At 61.2% G+C, this 20412-nt stretch carries 18 protein-coding genes; all 18 read left to right on the forward strand.

Annotated elements, in window-relative coordinates; all coding sequences use genetic code 11:
- Positions 1–1170: a cupin domain-containing protein gene (locus tag CKW13_RS18000; protein ID WP_095109946.1), complete on the forward strand. Its 1170-nt coding sequence runs from the start codon at positions 1–3 to the stop codon at positions 1168–1170.
- Positions 1163–1585: a GNAT family N-acetyltransferase gene (locus CKW13_RS18005; protein WP_095109947.1), complete on the forward strand. Its 423-nt coding sequence runs from the start codon at positions 1163–1165 to the stop codon at positions 1583–1585. The genes CKW13_RS18000 and CKW13_RS18005 overlap by 8 nt, the downstream gene beginning before the upstream one ends.
- Positions 1586–1732: 147 nt before the next feature.
- Positions 1733–2467 (forward strand): secretin N-terminal domain-containing protein, encoded by a 735-nt coding sequence (locus CKW13_RS18010; RefSeq protein WP_095109948.1) that lies wholly within the window; start codon positions 1733–1735, stop codon positions 2465–2467.
- A gap of 477 nt (positions 2468–2944) precedes the next feature.
- On the forward strand, positions 2945–4270 hold the full coding sequence (gene aceA / locus CKW13_RS18015) for an isocitrate lyase (RefSeq protein WP_095109949.1): 1326 nt from the start codon (positions 2945–2947) through the stop codon (positions 4268–4270).
- A gap of 570 nt (positions 4271–4840) precedes the next feature.
- Positions 4841–5254 carry an NADH-quinone oxidoreductase subunit A gene (locus CKW13_RS18020; RefSeq protein WP_077045930.1) on the forward strand — a complete coding sequence of 138 codons (414 nt, stop codon included), beginning with the start codon at positions 4841–4843 and terminating at the stop codon, positions 5252–5254.
- Positions 5255–5264: 10 nt separating this feature from the next.
- Entirely contained in the window at positions 5265–5939 is a 675-nt protein-coding gene (locus CKW13_RS18025; protein WP_095109950.1) for an NADH-quinone oxidoreductase subunit B family protein, read from the forward strand.
- Between the two features lie 74 nt (positions 5940–6013).
- Complete coding sequence (gene nuoC / locus CKW13_RS18030) at positions 6014–7798, forward strand: NADH-quinone oxidoreductase subunit C/D (RefSeq protein ID WP_095109951.1); 1785 nt, start codon at positions 6014–6016, stop codon at positions 7796–7798.
- 2 nt (positions 7799–7800) lie between these two features.
- Positions 7801–8298 carry an NADH-quinone oxidoreductase subunit NuoE gene (gene nuoE, locus CKW13_RS18035; RefSeq protein WP_095109952.1) on the forward strand — a complete coding sequence of 166 codons (498 nt, stop codon included), beginning with the start codon at positions 7801–7803 and terminating at the stop codon, positions 8296–8298.
- Positions 8295–9650, forward strand: coding sequence for an NADH-quinone oxidoreductase subunit NuoF (gene nuoF / locus CKW13_RS18040; protein WP_095109953.1), 1356 nt, complete (start codon positions 8295–8297; stop codon positions 9648–9650). The genes nuoE and nuoF overlap by 4 nt, the downstream gene beginning before the upstream one ends.
- 135 nt (positions 9651–9785) lie before the next feature.
- Complete coding sequence (nuoG, locus tag CKW13_RS18045) at positions 9786–12500, forward strand: NADH-quinone oxidoreductase subunit NuoG (RefSeq protein WP_095109954.1); 2715 nt, start codon at positions 9786–9788, stop codon at positions 12498–12500.
- Positions 12497–13504, forward strand: a complete 1008-nt coding sequence (gene nuoH, locus CKW13_RS18050; RefSeq protein ID WP_095109955.1) for an NADH-quinone oxidoreductase subunit NuoH — start codon at positions 12497–12499, stop codon at positions 13502–13504. Before nuoG ends, nuoH begins: the two co-directional genes overlap by 4 nt.
- Positions 13505–13515: 11 nt before the next feature.
- Complete coding sequence (gene nuoI / locus CKW13_RS18055) at positions 13516–14064, forward strand: NADH-quinone oxidoreductase subunit NuoI (RefSeq protein WP_095109956.1); 549 nt, start codon at positions 13516–13518, stop codon at positions 14062–14064.
- A gap of 9 nt (positions 14065–14073) precedes the next feature.
- Positions 14074–14577: an NADH-quinone oxidoreductase subunit J gene (nuoJ, locus tag CKW13_RS18060; RefSeq protein ID WP_095109957.1), complete on the forward strand. Its 504-nt coding sequence runs from the start codon at positions 14074–14076 to the stop codon at positions 14575–14577.
- Between the two features lies 1 nt (position 14578).
- Positions 14579–14887 (forward strand): NADH-quinone oxidoreductase subunit NuoK, encoded by a 309-nt coding sequence (gene nuoK, locus CKW13_RS18065; protein ID WP_038612823.1) that lies wholly within the window; start codon positions 14579–14581, stop codon positions 14885–14887.
- Complete coding sequence (gene nuoL / locus CKW13_RS18070) at positions 14884–16737, forward strand: NADH-quinone oxidoreductase subunit L (RefSeq protein ID WP_095109958.1); 1854 nt, start codon at positions 14884–14886, stop codon at positions 16735–16737. The genes nuoK and nuoL overlap by 4 nt, the downstream gene beginning before the upstream one ends.
- Before the next feature lie 39 nt (positions 16738–16776).
- A complete protein-coding gene (nuoM, locus tag CKW13_RS18075; protein WP_095109959.1) occupies positions 16777–18309 on the forward strand; it encodes an NADH-quinone oxidoreductase subunit M in 1533 nt (510 codons plus the stop codon).
- A 7-nt stretch (positions 18310–18316) separates the two neighbouring features.
- Positions 18317–19780, forward strand: a complete 1464-nt coding sequence (nuoN, locus tag CKW13_RS18080; protein WP_095109960.1) for an NADH-quinone oxidoreductase subunit NuoN — start codon at positions 18317–18319, stop codon at positions 19778–19780.
- 457 nt (positions 19781–20237) lie between these two features.
- Complete coding sequence (locus CKW13_RS24810) at positions 20238–20369, forward strand: hypothetical protein (protein WP_256576621.1); 132 nt, start codon at positions 20238–20240, stop codon at positions 20367–20369.
- The last annotated feature ends 43 nt before the right edge of the window (positions 20370–20412 follow it).

The raw sequence follows: 20412 nt of genomic DNA on the forward strand, positions 1-20412 counted from the left end.
ATGAATCCTGATATTCCTCTTCAACTTCTGGGCGGCATCACGGCACGGGAATTCCTGCGCGACTACTGGCAGAAGAAGCCCCTGCTGATCCGCCAAGCCATCCCCGATTTCGAAAGCCCGATCGACGCCGACGAACTGGCCGGCCTGGCCCTGGAAGAAGAGGTCGAATCGCGCCTCATCATCGAGAATGGCGAACGCCCCTGGGAATTGCGCCGCGGCCCTTTCGCCGAAGACGAATTCAGCAAACTGCCGGAGCGCGACTGGACCCTGCTGGTGCAAGCAGTCGACCAATTCGTACCGGAAGTCAGTGAACTGCTGGAACACTTCCGCTTCCTGCCGAGCTGGCGCGTGGACGACGTGATGATTAGCTTCGCCGCGCCGGGCGGCAGCGTCGGCCCGCATTTCGACAACTACGACGTGTTCCTGCTGCAAGGCCACGGCAAGCGCAACTGGAAAATTGGCCAGATGTGCACCTCAGAAAGCCCGATGCTGCAACACGCCGATCTGCGCATCCTGGCCGAATTTGAAGAAACCGACGAATGGGTCCTGGAACCAGGCGACATGCTCTACTTGCCGCCGCGCCTGGCTCATTGCGGCGTGGCCGTGGATGACTGCATGACCTACTCCGTGGGTTTCCGCGCGCCAAGCGCCGCCGAAGTGCTGACCCATTTCACCGACTTCCTCAGCCAATTCCTGCCTGACGAAGATCGCTACACCGACGCCGACGCGCAACCGGTCAGCGACCCGCACCAGATCCAGCACGACGCCCTCGACCGCCTCAAGGGCCTGCTGGCCGAGCACATGAGCGACGAACGCTTGCTGCTGACCTGGTTCGGCCAGTTCATGACCGAGCCACGCTACCCGGAACTGGTGGCTGGCCCCGAGGATCTGGAGGAGGAAGAGGTGCTCAGCGCCCTGGAACAAGGCGCCATCCTGATACGCAATCCAAGCGCACGCCTGGCCTGGTCGGAAGTCGACGACGATCTGCTACTGTTCGCCAGCGGTCAGAGCCGTTACCTGCCAGGTAAATTGCGCGAACTGTTGAAAATGATCTGCGCCGCCGATGCCCTGCACGCCGACAACCTCGGCCCATGGCTGAGCGACGAAGATAGCCGCGGCCTGCTGTGTGAACTGGTCAAGCAAGGAAGCCTGGGGTTTGCCGATGAATAAGATTCACGTACGTGTCGCAGACTGGCAAAAGGACAACGCTGAGATCCGGCGCATTCGTGAAGCGGTGTTCATCGCCGAGCAATCCGTCCCACCAGAACTGGAATGGGACGCTGATGACAGTGGCGCGGTGCATTTCCTGGCCTACGAGGGCGACTTCCCCATCGGCACCGCCCGCTTGCTGCCCAGCGGCGAGATTGGCCGTGTATCGGTGCTCAAGGACTGGCGCGGGCTGAAGGTGGGCGATGCCCTGATGGAAGCGGTAATCGGCGAAGCCGAGAAACGCGGGCAGACCAAGCAGACCCTCAGCGCACAGGTGCACGCTGCGCCGTTTTATGAGCGCCTGGGCTTCAACATCGTCAGCGAAGAATTCCTAGAAGTAGGCATTCCTCACGTCGATATGGTGCGCGAAGCCTGACCCGCCACGCGATAGCCTTCCCACGCCCGCCCAAAAACACCCTGCTATCCACCGATGCCAGGGTGTTTTGCGCTCTACGATTCAACTTGCCCCCTCGCAGGCCGACAAACTGGCAGAATCAGCCTTTGAATCGCAGAGATAACGGACATGTCCCTACGCACCCTATTCACCGCCGCGCTCCTGGCCGCTAGCTTTTCGGTAATGGCCGCCACCGAAGTCCTGCCATTGAACAATCGCACCAGCGCCGACCTGCTACCGGTGGCGCAGAACTTCCTTGGCAAGGAGGGCACCGTCAGCGCCTACGGCAATCAACTGATCGTCAATGCCGAGCCAGAAAAAATCCAAGGCCTGCGCACCCTGCTCGAGCAGTTGGACACACCGGCCAAGCGCCTGCTGATTACCGTCGACACCAGCGAAAACAGCCAACAGACCAGCACCAGCCAGACCCGCATCATCACCCGCAGCACCGCCAGCCGTGACGGCGGCGTGCAGCAAATCCAGGCCAGCGAAGGCGTCCCGGCCTTGATCCAGACTGGCCAAAGCGTGCCGCTGACCAGCACCCAGACCGATGCCTATGGCCGCCTGCAAAGCCAGACCGAGTACCGCAACGTCACCCAGGGCTTCTACGTCACTGCCAGTGTCAGCGGCGACACCGTGCACCTGGCCATCAGCACCAACCGCGACCGTATGAGCCAGGAGCGCCCGGATGTAGTGAACGTGCAGAGCACCGACACAACCGTCAGTGGGCGCCTGGGCGAATGGATCACCCTGGCCGGAATCAACCGCCAGACTCAAGCCGATATTCAAGGCCAGACCCGCAACTACGGGACCCAAGGCCGGGATGACATGAGCCTGCGGGTTAAAGTCGAGACTTTGGACTAGAACATCGAAAACTGACTGATTAGTCGTATTAGACCAAAGATGTAGTGCCGCAAAAAAAGCACTACAAAATGTTTGACGAGGCAAAAAACCAAAGGCATGATGGCCTCGCTCCCGCTAATCAGAGGCCCTGGCAAGGGCCTTCGGATCGATGCTCACACCTTACCGACCTGAGCCGATTCGTGTCTGTACCGCCCACAAGGTGTGTTTGACGAGGTTGCGACTGGAACGAAGTTGTCCCGAGGGACGGAAGCGTAACTAGGTAACCCGGCATCACACTGACAAACGTATAAAGGCCCACGACGCCCGAATGCGCTCGCCAGAACGCCTTTACCTGCTCACTTCCTCCTCGAGCCCATCGTTCATCCCGTCGCCTTCCCCGCCAGACCCGACTTGACTACCTAAGCTTCTGGTCAGCGAGCAGCATGAATTTTCCACCCAAGAACGACTTTCAACAAAGACGCGACGAGGTTTATCTCCATGGCACTGACACGCGAACAGCAAATTGCAGCCCTCGAAAAAGATTGGGCTGAAAACCCACGCTGGAAAGGCGTGACACGCGCTTACTCCGCTGCTGACGTCGTGCGTCTGCGTGGCTCGGTTCAGCCTGAGCACACCCTGGCACGCATGGGCGCCGAAAAGCTGTGGAACCTGGTTACCCAGGGCGCCAAGCCTTCCTTCCGCCCTGAGAAAGATTTCGTCAACTGCATGGGCGCCCTGACTGGTGGCCAGGCTGTGCAACAAGTCAAGGCCGGCATCCAGGCGATCTACCTGTCGGGCTGGCAAGTAGCCGCAGACAACAACTCCGCCGAGTCGATGTACCCGGACCAATCGCTGTACCCGGTTGACTCGGTTCCAACCGTGGTCAAGCGCATCAACAACTCGTTCCGTCGCGCCGACCAGATCCAGTGGAAAGCCGGCAAGAACCCAGGCGACGCTGGCTACATCGACTACTTCGCGCCGATCGTTGCCGACGCTGAAGCCGGTTTCGGCGGCGTTTTGAACGCTTACGAGCTGATGAAGAGCATGATCGAAGCAGGCGCCGCTGGCGTTCACTTCGAAGACCAACTGGCCTCCGTGAAAAAATGCGGCCACATGGGCGGCAAGGTACTGGTTCCAACCCAGGAAGCCGTGCAGAAGCTGACCGCTGCCCGCCTGGCGGCCGACGTTGCCGGCACCCCGACTATCATCCTGGCACGTACCGACGCGAACGCGGCTGACCTGCTGACTTCCGACTGCGACCCGTACGACCAGCCATTCGTGACTGGCGAACGCACCCAGGAAGGCTTCTACAAAGTACGCGCCGGTCTCGACCAGGCGATCGCTCGCGGCCTGGCCTACGCGCCTTACGCTGACCTGATCTGGTGCGAAACCGCCAAGCCAGACCTGGAAGAGGCTCGTCGCTTCGCCGAAGCGATCAAAAAGGAATACCCAGACCAACTGCTGTCGTACAACTGCTCGCCTTCCTTCAACTGGAAGAAAAACCTGGACGACGCGACCATCGCCAAATTCCAGCGCGAACTGTCCGCCATGGGCTACAAGCACCAGTTCATCACCCTGGCCGGCATTCACAATATGTGGCACAGCATGTTCAACCTGGCGCACGACTACGCCCGCAACGACATGACCGCCTACGTGAAGCTGCAAGAGCAGGAATTCGCTGACGCCGCCAAGGGTTACACCTTCGTGGCTCACCAGCAGGAAGTGGGCACTGGCTACTTCGACGACATGACCACCGTGATCCAGGGTGGCACCTCTTCGGTTACCGCACTGACCGGCTCCACCGAAGAAGAACAGTTCCACTGATTGGTTTCACCTGAGCAAACGTCCAGGGCATAACGTATAGAAAGCTAACTGCCCTGCTGCATCTCTGACGCCCCGACTGGTTCGGGGCGTTTTTTTGCCTACAGATTGGTCCAAGCGACCATGCAGGAACGCTGACCTGGCAAGCAATACGCAAAAATCGCCATCCAGAATTGATCCAACGCAGTATTTGCCAGCGCAAAACAGGCTAAAACGAGCGTGCCCGCAACTTGCTGTTGCGGGCATATAAAGACAACTTCCCGGCTACTTCCCCGATTAACAGTTTAAAAACCATCACAAATAGTATTGATTATCATTTAGCGGCAAATCCATTCATTACAACCTCTACAAAACATAATTAACGAAATCCGTTGTAATGCCCGCCACACATGGCTTTGCGGACCTCTGAGGTGAGCTATGTCCTTATTCCAATGAATAATTTCGCTATAGGAATTTTACTTGCTCGGTGTTTAGCCATAAAATCACCGCGATTGATTGCGCTGCGACATATCGTCACTGCTTTATTTCTTTATCAAGCTCAGAGACCTTTGCTCTCTGTTAAGGATTACCAGCATGCCCGAAGCGACAGGACTCATGGCCCACAACTGGGGCTTTGCCATTTTCCTTCTTGGGGTTATCGGCCTCTGTGCCTTCATGCTCGGCGTATCCAGCCTCCTGGGGTCAAAAGCCTGGGGTCGCAGCAAAAACGAACCGTTCGAGTCCGGCATGCTACCTACAGGTGGCGCCCGCTTGCGGCTCTCAGCCAAATTCTATCTGGTCGCGATGTTGTTCGTGATCTTCGATATCGAAGCCCTCTTTCTCTTTGCCTGGTCTGTGTCCGTCCGCGAAAGCGGCTGGACCGGATTCGTCGAAGCCCTCGTTTTCATAGCAATTCTGTTGGCAGGCCTTGTCTACCTATTCCGAGTGGGCGCCCTTGACTGGGCTCCGGAAGCTCGTCGTAAGCGGCAAGCGAAGCTGAAACAATGAGGCTTTGGCGATGCAATACAATCTCACCAGGATCGACCCGGATGCTCCTAACGAGCAGTACCCGATCGGCGAACGGGAAACCGTTTCCGATCCGTTAGAAGATCAAGTCCACAAAAACATCTTCATGGGCAAGCTCGAGGACGTGCTCAACGGCACCGTCAACTGGGGCCGCAAGAACTCCCTGTGGCCGTATAACTTCGGCCTCTCGTGCTGCTACGTGGAAATGACCACCGCCTTCACGGCACCCCACGATATCGCACGCTTTGGCGCCGAAGTGATCCGGGCGTCACCGCGCCAGGCTGACTTCATGGTCATTGCCGGCACCTGCTTCATCAAGATGGCGCCGATCATTCAGCGTCTCTACGAGCAAATGCTCGAACCGAAGTGGGTTATCTCCATGGGTTCGTGCGCCAACTCCGGCGGCATGTACGACATCTACTCCGTGGTTCAAGGAGTGGACAAGTTCCTGCCCGTGGACGTCTACGTGCCTGGCTGCCCGCCTCGCCCAGAAGCGTTCCTGCAAGGTTTGATGCTGTTGCAGGAGTCGATCGGACAGGAGCGTCGCCCACTTTCCTGGGTGGTCGGGGATCAAGGCGTATACCGCGCCGAGATGCCGTCCCAGAAGGAACAGCGCCGCGAACAGCGTATTCAGGTGACCAACCTGCGCAGCCCAGACGAAGTCTGATCCAGCTCTAGCTTCTCTAATAGAAACGAGAACCTGGCTTCATTCTTTACGTTGACCCAAAGCGATAAAAAACCATGACTACAGGCAGTGCTCTGTACATCCCGCCTTATAAGGCAGACGACCAGGATGTGGTCGTCGAACTCAATAACCGTTTTGGCCCCGAGGCGTTCACCGCCCAGGCGACCCGCACCGGCATGCCGGTGCTGTGGGTTGCCCGCGCCAAACTCGTCGAAGTCCTGACCTTCCTGCGCAACCTGCCCAAGCCGTACGTCATGCTCTATGACCTGCATGGCGTGGACGAGCGCCTGCGCACCAAGCGTCAAGGGCTGCCCAGCGGCGCCGACTTCACCGTGTTCTATCACCTGCTGTCGATCGAACGTAACAGCGACGTGATGATTAAAGTCGCCTTGTCCGAGGGTGACCTCAGCCTGCCGACCATCACCAGCATCTGGCCGAACGCCAACTGGTACGAGCGGGAAGTGTGGGACATGTACGGCATCGATTTCGCCGGCCACCCGCACCTGACGCGCATCATGATGCCGCCGACCTGGGAAGGTCACCCGCTGCGCAAGGACTTCCCGGCGCGGGCCACCGAATTCGACCCCTACAGCCTGAACCTGGCCAAGCTGCAGCTTGAAGAAGAAGCCGCACGCTTCAAGCCCGAAGACTGGGGCATGAAACGCTCCGGCGCTAACGAGGACTACATGTTCCTCAACCTGGGCCCCAACCACCCTTCGGCCCACGGTGCCTTCCGCATCATCCTGCAGCTGGACGGCGAAGAAATCGTCGATTGCGTCCCGGACATCGGCTACCACCACCGTGGCGCCGAAAAAATGGCCGAACGCCAGTCCTGGCACAGTTTCATCCCGTACACCGACCGTATCGACTACCTCGGCGGCGTGATGAACAACCTGCCGTACGTACTCTCGGTAGAAAAACTGGCCGGTATCAAGGTGCCGGAGAAGGTCGACACCATCCGCATCATGATGGCCGAGTTCTTCCGCATCACCAGCCACCTGCTGTTCCTGGGCACCTATATCCAGGACGTGGGCGCGATGACGCCGGTGTTCTTCACCTTTACCGACCGGCAGAAAGCCTACACCGTGATCGAAGCCATCACCGGTTTCCGCCTGCACCCGGCCTGGTACCGCATCGGTGGCGTCGCCCACGACCTGCCGCGCGGCTGGGAGAAACTGGTCAAGGACTTCATCGAATGGATGCCCAAGCGCCTGGACGAGTACCAGAAAGCCGCGCTGGACAACAGCATCCTGCGAGGCCGCACCATCGGTGTCGCCGCCTACAACACCAAAGAGGCCCTGGAGTGGGGCGTCACTGGTGCGGGGCTGCGCTCCACCGGTTGCGATTTCGACCTGCGCAAGGCACGCCCATACTCCGGCTACGAGAACTTCGAGTTCGAAGTGCCGCTGGCAGCCAATGGCGACGCCTATGACCGTTGCATCGTGCGCGTCGAAGAAATGCGCCAGAGCCTCAAGATCATCGAGCAGTGCATGCGCAACATGCCGGCCGGCGCGTACAAGGCGGATCACCCGCTGACCACGCCGCCGCCCAAAGAGCGCACCCTGCAGCACATCGAGACCCTTATCACGCACTTCCTGCAGGTTTCGTGGGGCCCGGTCATGCCGGCCAACGAGTCCTTCCAGATGATCGAAGCGACCAAGGGCATCAACAGTTATTACCTGACGAGCGATGGCGGCACCATGAGCTACCGCACCCGGATTCGCACCCCAAGCTTCCCGCACCTGCAGCAGATCCCTTCGGTGATTAAAGGCAGCATGGTCGCGGACTTGATCGCGTACCTGGGTAGTATCGATTTCGTTATGGCCGACGTGGACCGCTAAGCATGAACAGCACGCTTATCCAGACAGACCGTTTCGCCTTGAGCGAAACCGAGCGCTCGGCCATCGAGCACGAGCTGCATCACTACGAAGACCCGCGCGCGGCGTCAATCGAAGCGCTGAAAATCGTCCAGAAGGAACGTGGCTGGGTGCCTGACGGCGCGCTCTACGCCATCGGCGAGATCCTTGGCATCCCCGCCAGTGACGTCGAAGGCGTGGCCACCTTCTATAGCCAGATCTTCCGCCAACCGGTGGGCCGCCACATCATTCGCGTCTGCGACAGCATGGTCTGCTACATCGGCGGCCATGAGTCCGTGGTCAGCGAAATCCAGAACACTCTCGGGATTGGCCTGGGCCAGACCACCGCCGACGGTCGTTTCACCCTGCTGCCTGTCTGCTGCCTCGGCAACTGCGACAAGGCACCGGCGTTGATGATTGACGACGACACTTTCGGTGATGTCCAGCCTACTGGCGTCGCCAAACTGTTGGAGGGCTACGTATGACCCTGACTTCCTTCGGCCCGGCCAACCGCATCCAGCGCTCGGCCGAAACCCACCCGCTGACCTGGCGCCTGCGTGACGACGGCGAAGCCGTATGGCTGGACGAGTACCAGGCCAAGAACGGTTATGCGGCCGCCCGCAAGGCGTTTGCCGACATGGCCCAGGACGATATCGTCCAGACCGTGAAGGACGCCGGCCTCAAGGGCCGCGGCGGCGCCGGCTTCCCTACGGGTGTGAAGTGGGGCCTGATGCCCAAGGACGAGTCCATCGATATCCGCTACCTGCTGTGCAACGCGGATGAAATGGAACCCAACACCTGGAAAGACCGCATGCTGATGGAGCAACTGCCCCATCTGCTGATCGAAGGCATGCTCATCAGCGCCCGCGCGCTGAAAACCTACCGCGGCTACATCTTCCTGCGCGGCGAATACACCACCGCCGCCAAGCACCTCAACCGTGCCGTACAGGAAGCCAAGGCCGCCGGCCTGCTGGGCAAGAACATCCTCGGCTCGGGTTTTGATTTCGAGCTGTTCGTGCACACCGGTGCCGGGCGCTACATCTGCGGTGAAGAAACCGCCCTCATCAACTCCCTCGAAGGCCGCCGCGCCAACCCGCGCTCCAAGCCGCCCTTCCCCGCCGCCGTGGGCGTGTGGGGCAAGCCCACGTGCGTAAACAACGTCGAAACCCTGTGCAACGTGCCGGCGATCATTGCCGACGGCGTGGACTGGTACAAATCCCTGGCCCGCGAAGGCAGCGAAGACATGGGCACCAAGCTCATGGGCTTCTCCGGCAAGGTCAAGAATCCGGGCCTGTGGGAACTGCCGTTCGGCATCACCGGCCGCGAGCTGTTCGAGGACTACGCCGGCGGCATGCGCGACGGCTTCAAGCTCAAGGCCTGGCAGCCCGGTGGTGCCGGTACCGGGTTCCTGCTGCCGGAACACCTGGACGCGCAAATGTACGCCGGCGGCATCGCCAAAGTGGGCACCCGCATGGGTACCGGCCTGGCGATGGCGGTAGACGACAGCGTCAACATGGTTTCGCTGCTGCGCAACATGGAGCAGTTCTTCGCCCGTGAATCCTGCGGCTTCTGCACCCCTTGCCGCGATGGCCTGCCCTGGAGCGTCAAGCTGCTGATGGCCATCGAGAAAGGCGAAGGCCAGCCCGGCGACATCGAGACCCTGCTGGGTCTGGTCGGTTTCCTCGGCCCCGGCAAGACCTTCTGTGCTCACGCACCGGGCGCCGTGGAGCCATTAGGCAGCGCGATCAAATACTTCCGTCCAGAGTTCGAAGCCGGCATCGCGCCCACCAGCGCCGCCGTCCCGCCCCTGGCAAGGCCGATCGTAGTCGGCGCGTAACGCTTAAACAGGCGAAGGGTCCGTGCCCCTCGCCTTTCGTGCGATGACGCCGCTAGCGGCTGTGTTGATTCGCACGCACAACAAGATTCCATTAGCCACGCCCGCTGACACCGGGCCAACGAAGAACTTTGAACCATGGCCACTATCCACGTAGACGGCAAAGCGCTCGAAGTCGACGGGGCGGACAACCTGTTACAGGCATGTCTGTCGCTAGGCCTCGATATCCCATACTTCTGCTGGCACCCTGCCCTGGGCAGCGTTGGCGCTTGCCGCCAGTGCGCGGTCAAGCAGTACACCGACGAAAACGACACCCGTGGTCGGATCGTTATGTCCTGCATGACCCCTGCCACCGACAACACCTGGATCTCCATCGACGATGATGAATCCAAGGCCTTTCGCGCCAGCGTTGTCGAATGGCTGATGACCAACCACCCCCACGACTGCCCGGTCTGTGAGGAAGGCGGTCACTGCCACCTGCAAGACATGACGGTAATGACCGGCCACAACGAGCGCCGTTACCGCTTCACCAAGCGTACCCACCAGAACCAGCAACTAGGCCCGTTCATTTCCCACGAGATGAACCGCTGCATCGCCTGCTACCGCTGCGTGCGCTTCTACAAGGACTACGCCGGCGGCACCGACCTGGGCGTGTTTGGCGCCCACGACAACGTGTACTTCGGTCGCGTTGAAGACGGCGTGCTGGAAAGCGAGTTCTCCGGCAACCTCACCGAGGTCTGCCCGACCGGTGTGTTCACCGACAAGACTCACTCCGAGCGCTACAACCGCAAGTGGGACATGCAATTCGCCCCAAGCATCTGCCATGGCTGCTCCAGCGGTTGCAACATCTCCCCAGGCGAGCGCTACGGTGAACTGCGCCGCATCGAGAACCGCTTCAACGGCTCGGTGAACCAGTATTTCCTGTGCGACCGTGGCCGTTTCGGCTATGGCTACGTCAACCGCGAAGACCGCCCGCGCCAGCCGTTGTTGGCCGGTGGCGCCAAGCTGAGCCTGGACGAAGCGCTGGACAAGGCCGCCGACCTGCTGCGCGGCCGCAATATTGTCGGCATCGGCTCACCCCGCGCCAGCCTGGAAAGCAACTACGCCTTGCGTGAGCTGGTCGGTGCCGAGCACTTCTACAGCGGTATCGAAGCCGCTGAACTGGAGCGCATCCGCCTCGTCCTGCAGGTACTGAACGACAGCCCGCTGCCCGTGCCGAACATGCGCGACATCGAAGACCACGACGCGATCTTCGTGCTCGGTGAAGACCTGACCCAAACCGCCGCCCGTATCGCTCTGTCGCTGCGCCAGTCGGTCAAAGGCAAGGCCGAGGAAATGGCCGACGCCATGCGCGTCCAGCCCTGGCTCGACGCCGCGGTGAAAAACATCGGCCAGCACGCGCTCAACCCGCTGTTTATCGCCAGCCTGGCTGAAACCAAGCTCGACGACATCGCCGAAGAATGCGTCCACGCCGCTCCCGACGACCTGGCACGCATCGGTTTCGCCGTGGCTCACGCCCTGGACGCCAGCGCCCCGGCCGTCGAAGGCCTGGACAGCGAAGCGCAGGCTCTGGCCCAACGCATCGCTGACGCCCTCCTTGCCGCCAAGCGCCCACTGGTGATCGCCGGTACGTCCCTGGGCTCCAAAGCCCTGATCGAAGCGGCCGCCAACATCGCCAAGGCCCTCAAGCTGCGCGAGAAGAACGGCTCCATCAGCCTGATCGTGCCGGAAGCCAACAGCCTCGGCCTGGCCATGCTCGGTGGCGACTCCCTGGATGCAGCCCTGGACGCAGTGATCGGCGGCCAAGCCGACGCCATCGTGGTCCTGGAAAACGACCTGTTCACCCGCACCGACGCAGCCAAGGTCAACGCGGCCCTGGACGCGGCCAAAGTGCTGATCGTCGCCGACCACCAGAAAACCGCCACCAGCGAGCGCGCCCATCTGGTCCTGCCAGCGGCGAGCTTCGCCGAAGGCGACGGCACCCTCGTCAGCCAGGAAGGCCGCGCCCAGCGCTTCTTCCAGGTCTTCGACCCGCAATACATGGACGCCAGCATCCTGGTGCACGAAGGCTGGCGCTGGCTGCATGCCCTGCGCGCCACCCTGCTGAACCAGCCGATCGACTGGACCCAACTGGACCACGTCACCGCGGCCTGTGCCGCCAGCACACCGCAACTGGCGCGCATCGTCGATGCAGCACCGTCCGCGGCGTTCCGCATCAAGGGCCTGAAACTGGCCCGCGAACCGCTGCGCTACAGCGGTCGCACGGCCATGCGCGCTGACATCAGCGTGCACGAACCGCGCACCCCGCAGGACAAGGACACCGCGTTCGCCTTCTCCATGGAAGGCTACTCGGGCTCCGCCGAACCCCGTCAGCAGGTGCCGTTCGCCTGGTCGCCGGGCTGGAACTCGCCACAGGCCTGGAACAAGTTCCAGGACGAAGTCGGCGGCCACCTGCGCGCCGGCGACCCGGGCACCCGCCTGATCGAAAGCCGTGGCGATGCACTGGGCTGGTTCGCCAATGTGCCCCGCGCCTTCAACCCGGCCCCGGGCACCTGGCAAGCCGTGCCGTTCTTCCACCTGTTCGGCAGCGAGGAGAACTCCTCCAAAGCCGCCCCGGTGCAGGAACGCATCCCGGCAGCCTACGTGGCCCTGGCCAAATCCGAGGCAGATCGCCTGGGCGTGAATGACGGTGCCCTGCTGAGCTTGAACGTGGCGGGCACGACCCTGCGCCTGCCACTGCGCATCAACGAAGAACTGGGCGCGGGCCTGGTGGGCCTGCCTGCCGGTATCGCAGGCATTCCACCGGCGATTTTCGGCAAGCCCGTTGACGGTCTGCAGGAGGCAGCGCAATGAGTTGGTTCACCCCTGAAGTGATCGACACGATCATTGCGGTCATCAAGGCGATCGTGGTGCTGCTGGCCGTGGTTGTCGCCGGCGCCCTGCTCAGCTTCATCGAGCGGCGTTTGCTGGGCTGGTGGCAGGACCGCTACGGTCCGAACCGCGTAGGCCCGTTCGGCATGTTCCAGATCGCCGCCGACATGATAAAGATGTTCTTCAAGGAAGACTGGACGCCGCCGTTCGCCGACAAGGTGATCTTCACCCTGGCGCCAGTGGTGGCCATGAGTGCCTTGCTGATCGCTTTCGCGATCATCCCGATCACCCCGACCTGGGGCGTGGCGGATCTGAACATCGGCCTGCTGTTCTTCTTCGCCATGGCGGGGCTTTCGGTCTACGCGGTGCTGTTCGCCGGTTGGTCGAGCAACAACAAGTTTGCCCTGCTAGGCAGCTTGCGGGCCTCGGCCCAGACCGTGTCCTACGAAGTGTTCATGGGCCTGGCGCTGATGGGCATTGTGGTGCAGGTCGGCTCGTTCAACATGCGCGACATCGTGGAATACCAGGCGCAAAACCTGTGGTTCATCATTCCGCAGTTCTTCGGCTTCTGTACCTTCTTCATCGCTGGCGTGGCCGTGACTCACCGTCACCCCTTCGACCAACCGGAAGCGGAACAGGAACTGGCCGACGGCTACCACATCGAATACGCCGGCATGAAATGGGGCATGTTCTTCGTCGGTGAATACATCGGCATCATCCTGATCTCGGCGCTGTTGGTGACCCTGTTCTTCGGTGGCTGGCACGGTCCGTTCGGCATCCTGCCGCAACTGGCCTTCGTCTGGTTCGCCTTGAAGACCGCGTTTTTCATCATGCTGTTCATCCTGCTGCGCGCTTCTATCCCGCGCCCGCGCTATGACCAGGTGATGGATTTCAGCTGGAGATTCTGCCTGCCGCTGACCCTGATTAATTTGCTGGTGACTGCTGCGGTTGTGTTGTGGAACACGCCAGCGGGCGCGGTTCAGTGAGGATTTGACCCATGTTCAAATATATTGGCGACATCGTTAAGGGTACCGGTACCCAGTTGCGAAGCCTGGCGATGGTGTTCGGCCACGGCTTTCGCAAACGCGACACCCTGCAATACCCGGAAGAAGCGGTGTACCTGCCGCCGCGCTATCGCGGCCGCATTGTCCTGACCCGCGACCCCGACGGCGAAGAGCGCTGCGTAGCCTGCAACCTGTGCGCCGTGGCGTGCCCGGTGGGCTGCATCTCGCTGCAAAAGGCCGAGACCGAGGACGGGCGCTGGTACCCAGAGTTTTTCCGCATCAACTTCTCGCGCTGCATTTTCTGCGGCCTCTGCGAGGAAGCCTGCCCGACCACCGCAATCCAGCTCACACCGGATTTCGAAATGGCCGAGTTCAAGCGTCAGGACCTGGTTTACGAGAAAGAAGATCTGCTGATCTCCGGCCCCGGCAAAAACCCTGACTACAACTTCTATCGCGTTGCCGGTATGGCCATCGCCGGTAAGCCTAAGGGCGCCGCGCAGAATGAAGCCGAACCGATCAACGTGAAGAGCTTGCTGCCTTAAGGAAGAAAGATGGAATTCGCTTTCTATTTCGCGTCGGGTATCGCTGTAGTTTCCACGCTTCGCGTGATTACCAACACCAACCCCGTGCACGCCCTGCTCTACCTGATTATTTCGCTGATCGCCGTGGCGATGACCTTTTTCAGCCTCGGCGCGCCATTTGCCGGGGTCCTGGAAGTGATCGCCTACGCCGGTGCCATCATGGTGCTGTTCGTGTTCGTGGTGATGATGCTGAACCTGGGCCCGGCCTCGGTTCAGCAAGAACGCGTCTGGCTCAAGCCTGGCATCTGGATCGGGCCGGTAATTCTCGGCACCCTGCTGCTGGCCGAACTGCTGTATGTGCTGTTCGCCAACCCGAGCGGTGCCAGCATCGGTCAAACCACCGTGGACGCCAAGGCCGTGGGCATCAGCCTGTTCGGTCCGTACCTGCTGGTGGTCGAACTCGCCTCGATGCTGCTGCTCGCCGCAGCCGTCACGGCGTTCCACTTGGGCCGCAATGAGGCGAAGGAGCAATAACATGCCTGCTATTCCCTTGGAACACGGCCTGGCCGTCGCCGGTATCCTGTTCTGCCTTGGCCTGGTCGGCCTGATGGTACGGCGCAACATCCTGTTCGTGCTAATGAGCCTGGAAATCATGATGAACGCCGCGGCATTGGCCTTCATCGTAGCGGGGGCCCGTTGGGCGCAGCCGGATGGACAGATCATGTTCATCCTGGTCATCAGCCTGGCAGCCGCCGAGGCCAGTATTGGCCTGGCAATCCTGCTTCAGCTGTATCGCCGCTTCCACACGCTTGATATCGATGCTGCCAGTGAGATGCGCGGATGAACCTTCTCTTTCTGACTTTCGTATTTCCCCTGATCGGTTTTCTGCTGCTGTCGTTCTCTCGCGGCCGCATTTCGGAAAACCTCGCCGCGCTGATTGGCGTCGGTTCCATTGGCCTGTCTGCCATCGTCACCGCCTACGTGATCTGGCAGTTCAACGTCGCACCGCCACCCGGCGGCCACTACACCCAGGTGCTGTGGCAGTGGATGGCGGTCGAAGGCTTCACCCCCAACTTCGCTCTGTACCTGGATGGCCTGTCGGTCACCATGCTCGGCGTGGTGGTGGGCGTGGGCTTCCTGATCCACCTGTTCGCATCCTGGTACATGCGCGGTGAAGCCGGTTACTCGCGCTTCTTCGCCTACACCAACCTGTTCATCGCCAGCATGCTGTTCCTGATCCTGGGCGATAACCTGTTGTTCCTGTACTTCGGCTGGGAAGGCGTGGGCCTGTGCTCGTACCTGTTGATCGGTTTCTACTACAGCAACCGCAACAACGGTAACGCAGCGCTCAAGGCCTTTATCGTCACCCGCATCGGCGACGTGTTCATGGCCGTCGGCCTGTTCATTCTGTTCCAGCAACTGGGCACCCTGAATATCCAGGAACTGCTGGTGCTGGCACCGCAGAAATTCCAGGCCGGCGACTTCTGGATCACCCTGGCGACCCTGATGCTGCTGGGCGGTGCGGTCGGTAAATCGGCGCAACTGCCACTGCAAACCTGGCTGGCGGATGCGATGGCCGGCCCGACCCCGGTGTCGGCGCTGATCCACGCGGCGACCATGGTGACCGCCGGTGTCTACTTGATCGCCCGTACCCACGGTCTGTTCACCCTCGCGCCGGACATCCTGCACCTGGTGGGCGTGGTCGGTGGCGTGACCCTGGTGCTGGCCGGTTTTGCTGCACTGGTACAGACCGACATCAAGCGCATCCTCGCCTACTCGACCATGAGCCAGATCGGCTATATGTTCCTGGCCCTGGGCGTCGGCGCGTGGGAAGGCGCGATCTTCCACCTGATGACTCACGCGTTCTTCAAGGCCCTGCTGTTCCTCGCCTCCGGCGCGGTGATCGTGGCCTGCCACCATGAGCAGAACATCTTCAAGATGGGCGGCCTGTGGAAGAAGCTGCCGCTGGCCTACGCCAGCTTCATCGTCGGCGGCGCGGCCCTGGCGGCCCTGCCACTGGTCACCGCAGGCTTCTACTCCAAGGACGAAATCCTCTGGGAAGCGTTCGCCAGTGGTAACCAGGGCCTGCTCTACGCTGGCCTGGTGGGCGCGTTCATGACGTCGCTGTACACCTTCCGCCTGATCTTCATTGCGTTCCACGGTGAAGCCAAAACCCAAGCCCACGCCGGCCATGGCATTGCCCACTGGCTGCCGCTGTCGGTGCTGATCGTGCTGTCCACCTTCATCGGCGCCATGATTACCCCGCCGCTGGCCGGTGTGCTGCCACAAAGCGTCGGCCATGCCGGCGGCGACGCCAAGCACAGCCTGGAAATCGCCTCGGGCGCCATCGCCCTGGCCGGTATCCTGCTGGCTGCCCTGCTGTTCCTGGGCAAGCGCCGCTTCGTCAGCGCCATCGCCAACAGCAGCCTGGGCCGCGTGCTCTCTGCCTGGTGGTTCGCGGCCTGGGGCTTCGACTGGATCTACGACAAGCTGTTCGTCAAGCCGTACCTCGCTATCAGCCACCTGCTGCGCAAAGACCCACTGGACCAGACCATTGGCCTGATCCCGCGTGCCGCCAAAGGGGGCCACAACGCCCTGAGCCGCACCGAAACCGGTCAACTGCGTTGGTATGCCGCGTCCATGGCGGCCGGTGCTGTGCTGGTGATCGGCGCCATCGTTTTGGTAGCGGTCTGATATGAACCTTGCGACATTGCGAAAGGAATTGAGCCCGTCATGATTCTGCCTTGGCTAATCCTGATCCCCTTTATCGGCGGCTTCCTGTGCTGGATGGCGGAGCGTTTCAGCTCCACCCTGCCACGCTGGATTGCATTGCTGACCATGACCCTGGAACTCGCTCTCGGCCTCTGGCTGTGGACCCAGGGTGACTATTCACTGGCCCCGGCGCCTGGCGCCGACCCGACCTGGGCGCTTGAGTTCAAGCACCTCTGGATCGAGCGCTTCGGCATCAGCGTGCACCTGGCCCTCGACGGCCTGTCGCTGCTGATGATCCTGCTCACCGGCCTGCTGGGTATCCTCTCGGTACTGTGCTCGTGGAAGGAAATCCAGCGTCACGTGGGCTTCTTCCACCTGAACCTGATGTGGATCCTGGGCGGTGTGGTCGGCGTGTTCCTGGCGCTGGACCTGTTCATGTTCTTCTTCTTCTGGGAAATGATGCTGGTGCCGATGTATTTCCTCATCGCGCTCTGGGGTCACAGCTCCTCGGACGGCAAGAAGACGCGGATCTACGCAGCGACCAAGTTCTTCATCTTCACCCAGGCCTCGGGCCTCATCATGCTGGTGGCGATCCTCGGCCTGGTGCTGGTCAACTTCAACAACACCGGCGTGATTACCTTCAACTACGCCGACCTGTTGAAGACCCAGATGTCGGCAACCACCGAATACATCCTGATGCTCGGTTTCTTCATCGCCTTCGCGGTGAAGCTGCCGGTGGTGCCGTTCCACTCCTGGCTGCCTGACGCTCATGCCCAGGCACCGACCGCCGGTTCCGTGGACCTGGCCGGCATCCTGCTCAAGACCGCTGCCTATGGTCTGCTGCGTTTCGCCCTGCCGCTGTTCCCCAATGCCTCGGCCGAGTTCGCGCCAATCGCCATGACCCTGGGTCTGGTGGGGATCTTCTACGGTGCATTCCTGGCCTTCGCCCAGACCGACATCAAGCGCCTGATCGCCTTCTCCAGCGTTTCCCACATGGGTTTCGTGCTGATCGGCATCTACTCCGGCAGCCAGATCGCCCTGCAAGGCGCGGTGATCCAGATGCTGGCCCACGGTGTCTCGGCGGCAGCGCTGTTCATCCTCAGCGGCCAACTGTACGAACGCCTGCACACCCGTGACATGCGCGAGATGGGTGGCCTGTGGTCACGCATCGCCTACCTGCCGGCTATCAGCCTGTTCTTCGCGGCCGCCTCCCTGGGCCTGCCGGGCACCGGCAACTTCGTCGGCGAGTTCCTGATCCTGATCGGCACCTTCGTCAGCGCCCCGTGGATCACCGCGATTGCCACCAGCGGCCTGGTGTTCGGTTCGGTCTACTCGCTCATCATGATCCACCGTGCCTATTTCGGCCCGTCCAAGTCGGATGCGGTGCTACATGGCCTGGACGCACGCGAACTGATTATGGTGCTGGGCCTTGCGGTACTGCTGATCTACATCGGTGTCTACCCGCAACCGTTCCTCGATACCTCCGCCGCCACCATGCAAGGTGTGCAGCAATGGTTCGGTACCGCCTTCACTCAACTCGCTTCGGCCCGGTAAGAGCGCTATGGAATTCACGAGTCAACACTTTATCGCGCTGGCGCCGCTGCTGATTACCAGCCTCACCATCATCGTGGTGATGCTGGCGATCGCCTGGCGTCGCAACCACTCACAGACCTTCCTGATTTCAGTGGCTGGTCTCAACCTGGCGTTGCTGTCGATCCTCCCGGCATTGAAGGTCGCGCCCCTGGCCGTGACGCCCCTGCTGTTGGTGGACAACTTCGCCTGCCTGTACATGGCGCTGATCCTGGTCGCCACCCTGGCCTGCGTCACCCTCGCCCACGCCTACCTCGGCGAAGGCGGCACCGGTTACCCGGGCAACCGCGAAGAGCTGTATCTGCTCATCCTGATGTCTGCCGCTGGCGGCCTGGTGCTGGTCAGCGCGCAACACCTGGCCGGCCTGTTCATCGGCCTGGAACTGCTCTCGGTACCGGTTTATGGCTTGGTGGCCTACGCCTTCTTCAACAAGCGCTCCCTGGAAGCCGGCATCAAGTACATGGTGCTGTCGGCGGCCGGTTCCGCGTTCCTGTTGTTCGGCATGGCCCTGCTCTACGCCGAAGCGGGCAGCCTGAGCTTCAGTGGCATCGGTTTGGCGCTGGAAGCCACGGGCGTGCCGGCACCGATCGCCCAGCTAGGCCTGGCGATGATGCTGATCGGCCTGGCCTTCAAGCTGTCGCTGGTACCGTTCCACCTCTGGACCCCGGACGTCTACGAAGGCGCCCCGGCCCCGGTGGCGGCGTTCTTGGCCACAGCGGCGAAAGTCGCGGTGTTCGCGGTGATGGTGCGTCTGTTCCAGATTTCCCCGGCAGCCAACACCGCCGTGCTGAGCAACGTGCTGACGGTCATTGCCATCGCCTCGATCCTGTTCGGTAACCTGCTGGCGCTGACCCAGAGCAACCTCAAGCGTCTGCTGGGTTACTCCTCCATCGCCCACTTCGGTTACCTGCTGATCGCCCTGGTGGCCAGCAAGGGCCTGGCGCTGGAAGCCATCGGCGTCTACCTGGTCACCTACGTCATCACCAGCCTGGGCGCGTTCGGCGTGATTACCCTGATGTCCTCGCCATACAAGGGCCGCGACGCGGACGCCCTGTACGAGTACCGCGGCCTGTTCTGGCGCCGTCCGTACCTGACCGCCGTATTGACCGTGATGATGCTGTCCCTGGCCGGTATTCCCCTCACAGCAGGTTTCATCGGTAAGTTCTACATCATCGCCACGGGCGTCGAAGCCCACCAATGGTGGCTGCTGGGCGCCCTGGTCATGGGTAGCGCCATCGGCGTCTTCTACTACCTGCGGGTGATGGTGACGCTGTTCCTGGTCGAGCCGAGCCTGCGTCGCCACGATGCCCAGTTGCATTGGGAACAGAAGGCAGGTGGCGTGATGCTGCTGGCCATCGCCGCCCTGGCATTCTTCCTCGGCGTGTACCCGCAACCTCTGCTGGAACTGGTGCAGCAGGCCGGTCTCGCTGGCTGACCGCTACCGCGCCAATACAAACGGCACCTTCGGGTGCCGTTTTTGCGTCTGGGCAATGTTGCAGGAATAGTCTGGGTGCCAGGCGTAAAAAACCTCGGCGGCGGCATTCTCCCGGTAACTGCCACCACACGGTGCTGAATCTTCTCCTGGCCCGCCCCGCAAAGCCCTGCGTTCAAAGTCGAGTTTCATACGAAGGCTTACCTGCGGTGCCGGTTTTCTGCGCGTGCTCCCCCGCCCTAACCCCCTGTCCAGGCCTGTAATCAGCCCTTTTCCCCTGCATAAAAGCCCCATCACATAACCCCGAGGCACTTCAACTGCGCAATTGAAAGTACTTTTTAGAGCACGGATTAATAATGCACCCAGACACTTTTTGTCATTTTTGACCAAGGCAAGTTCCTCCTTTAAGTTATTTTCGTGGCTGCAACAGCGCACCACCCAATAACAAGAGGATTACATCATGGGTTATATGTCTCAGTTCAACGCCAATACCATCGCCGATATCGAACAACAAGAACTGCAAAGCGAAGAGCAACTAAAAGACGAACTGCAACTGACTGAAGCAGAACAGTCCGAACTGGAAGCCGAGTAACCCCTCTGGGGGGAAGTGCCCGCCGCTTCCCCCTTGCCTTCAG

Source organism: Pseudomonas sp. Irchel 3E20 (assembly GCF_900187645.1).
GTDB lineage: Bacteria > Pseudomonadota > Gammaproteobacteria > Pseudomonadales > Pseudomonadaceae > Aquipseudomonas.

Coding starts and splice junctions, on each gene's coding strand:
- CKW13_RS18000 (WP_095109946.1), top strand. CDS start 1: ATGAATCCTGATATTCCTCTTCAACTTCTGGGCGGCATCACGGCACGG.
- CKW13_RS18005 (WP_095109947.1), top strand. CDS start 1,163: ATGAATAAGATTCACGTACGTGTCGCAGACTGGCAAAAGGACAACGCT.
- CKW13_RS18010 (WP_095109948.1), top strand. CDS start 1,733: ATGTCCCTACGCACCCTATTCACCGCCGCGCTCCTGGCCGCTAGCTTT.
- aceA (WP_095109949.1), top strand. CDS start 2,945: ATGGCACTGACACGCGAACAGCAAATTGCAGCCCTCGAAAAAGATTGG.
- CKW13_RS18020 (WP_077045930.1), top strand. CDS start 4,841: ATGCCCGAAGCGACAGGACTCATGGCCCACAACTGGGGCTTTGCCATT.
- CKW13_RS18025 (WP_095109950.1), top strand. CDS start 5,265: ATGCAATACAATCTCACCAGGATCGACCCGGATGCTCCTAACGAGCAG.
- nuoC (WP_095109951.1), top strand. CDS start 6,014: ATGACTACAGGCAGTGCTCTGTACATCCCGCCTTATAAGGCAGACGAC.
- nuoE (WP_095109952.1), top strand. CDS start 7,801: ATGAACAGCACGCTTATCCAGACAGACCGTTTCGCCTTGAGCGAAACC.
- nuoF (WP_095109953.1), top strand. CDS start 8,295: ATGACCCTGACTTCCTTCGGCCCGGCCAACCGCATCCAGCGCTCGGCC.
- nuoG (WP_095109954.1), top strand. CDS start 9,786: ATGGCCACTATCCACGTAGACGGCAAAGCGCTCGAAGTCGACGGGGCG.
- nuoH (WP_095109955.1), top strand. CDS start 12,497: ATGAGTTGGTTCACCCCTGAAGTGATCGACACGATCATTGCGGTCATC.
- nuoI (WP_095109956.1), top strand. CDS start 13,516: ATGTTCAAATATATTGGCGACATCGTTAAGGGTACCGGTACCCAGTTG.
- nuoJ (WP_095109957.1), top strand. CDS start 14,074: ATGGAATTCGCTTTCTATTTCGCGTCGGGTATCGCTGTAGTTTCCACG.
- nuoK (WP_038612823.1), top strand. CDS start 14,579: ATGCCTGCTATTCCCTTGGAACACGGCCTGGCCGTCGCCGGTATCCTG.
- nuoL (WP_095109958.1), top strand. CDS start 14,884: ATGAACCTTCTCTTTCTGACTTTCGTATTTCCCCTGATCGGTTTTCTG.
- nuoM (WP_095109959.1), top strand. CDS start 16,777: ATGATTCTGCCTTGGCTAATCCTGATCCCCTTTATCGGCGGCTTCCTG.
- nuoN (WP_095109960.1), top strand. CDS start 18,317: ATGGAATTCACGAGTCAACACTTTATCGCGCTGGCGCCGCTGCTGATT.
- CKW13_RS24810 (WP_256576621.1), top strand. CDS start 20,238: ATGGGTTATATGTCTCAGTTCAACGCCAATACCATCGCCGATATCGAA.